Annotated in this window: 1 protein-coding gene; it reads right to left on the minus strand. The window is 75.8% G+C overall.

Annotation, left to right across the window (positions count from 1 at the left end):
- Positions 1-1655: ATP-binding protein (locus tag H5J30_RS31765; protein WP_445194971.1), on the minus strand; the 1655-nt coding region annotated here is incomplete at both ends.

Consider the following 1655-nt stretch of genomic DNA (forward strand, 5'->3'; position numbering starts at 1 on the left):
ACCCCGACCATCGCGACCACCGGCATGTCCTTGACCCCCATCGCGATGCCCAGCCCCGTCGCCAGCTCGTCACGCGCACCGGCCAAGTCGCCCCGTGCGCACGCCAGCAGCCCCCGCCCGGTCCGTACGATCGCCTCGATCTGCGGCACCGCCATCCCGCCCCGCCGCAGCGTCGCCAGCGCCTCGTCGTACCACCGCGCCGCCTCGTCCCACTCCCCCGCCCAGCGCGCGAGGTCACCCAGTACGTCCCGGCACAGCGCCGCGACGTGCGAACGCCCGTCCCGCACCGCCGCACGCAACACGCGGTGCAACTCCGCGTGCGCCGCCTCCGTGCGCCCCTGCGCCGCCTCAAGCTGCGCGAGCCGGGTCCGCAACTGCCCCACGTCGTCCGCGGCGTGCACCTCGCGCATCAGCCCCAGCGCCTCCTCGAACCCCGACCGCGCCCGCTCCGTGTCCCCGAGCAGCGCCCGGTACTCGCCGAGTTGGTGCAGCGCCATCGCCAGCCCCCACCGGTCGCCGACCTCGCGGAACCCCGCGGCCGCGGCCTCAAGGTCCTCCTCCAGCCCCGGCGCGTACCCCCGGTTCTCGCGGAACGCCGCCCGGATCATCCGCAGCAGCGCCCGCGCCCACGGGTCCGGGTGTCCCAGCCGCTCGTCGATCGCGGCGAGCCCGCGCTCGTCGTCGTCGGTGACCACCGCGATGCCCGGCTCCAGCACCGCCAGCATCGGATGCCCGCGCTCCGGATCGACGCGCGCCGCCAGCGCCTTCAGCTCGTCGAGGGCCCCCGGGTCGGGCTCGGCGCCGCCGCTGGTGGCGGTGTTGATCAGGTAGAAGCCGAGGGCGACCGCGTGCGCTTCGAGGGGCGGCTCGCCCGGGACGTCGAGCGCGAGGTGGAGCCAGTCGGCGGCCTCGCTGTGCTGGCCGAGGATCAACCAGTAGATGCCGAGGGCGGCGACCAGGCGGACCGCGGTGCCGGCGTCCTCGGCGTCGACGGCGTGCCGCAGGGCCGCGAGGAGGTTGTCGTGTTCGGCGTCGAGCAGGGCGATCCAGCCGAGCTGTTCGCGGGCGCGTACGTGCGGATCCGCGGTCTCGGCCAGCCGGAGGAAGTGCGCGGCGTGGGCGGCCCGTACGCGGTCGAGGTCGCCGGCCTCGGCGAGGCGGTCGCGGCCGAACTCACGGATGGTCTCCAGCATGCGGTAGCGCGGACCGGCGCCCGACTCGGCGCCCGGCTCGGCTTTCGCGCCCTGCGGTGCTTCCGCGATCTGCAGCAGGGACTTGTCGGCGAGGGCCGCGAGCAGGTCGAGTGCGGTGACGACGTCCATGCCGCACACCCCCGCGACGGACTCGGGCGTCGCGCCGCCCGGGAACACCGACAGCCACTCCGCGAGCCGCCGCTCCCGGTCGTCCAGCAGCTCCCAGCTCCAGGCGACGACGGCCTGGAGCGTACGGTGCCGGGGCAGCGCGGTCCTGCTCCCGGTGGTCAGCAGCCGGAAACGGTCTCCCCCACGGCTCGAAGAACTCGCGTGGGCGGTGCCCCCAAGCCGGGCGGCGACCTGCTCGACGGGCAGCGACCGCAGCCGGGCGGCGGCCAGTTCGATGGCCAGCGGCAGGCCGTCGAGGCGGCGGCAGATCTCGGCGACGGCGGCGGCGTTGGC

This window comes from Streptomyces phytophilus (assembly GCF_013870535.1).
Lineage (GTDB): Bacteria > Actinomycetota > Actinomycetes > Streptomycetales > Streptomycetaceae > Streptomyces > Streptomyces phytophilus.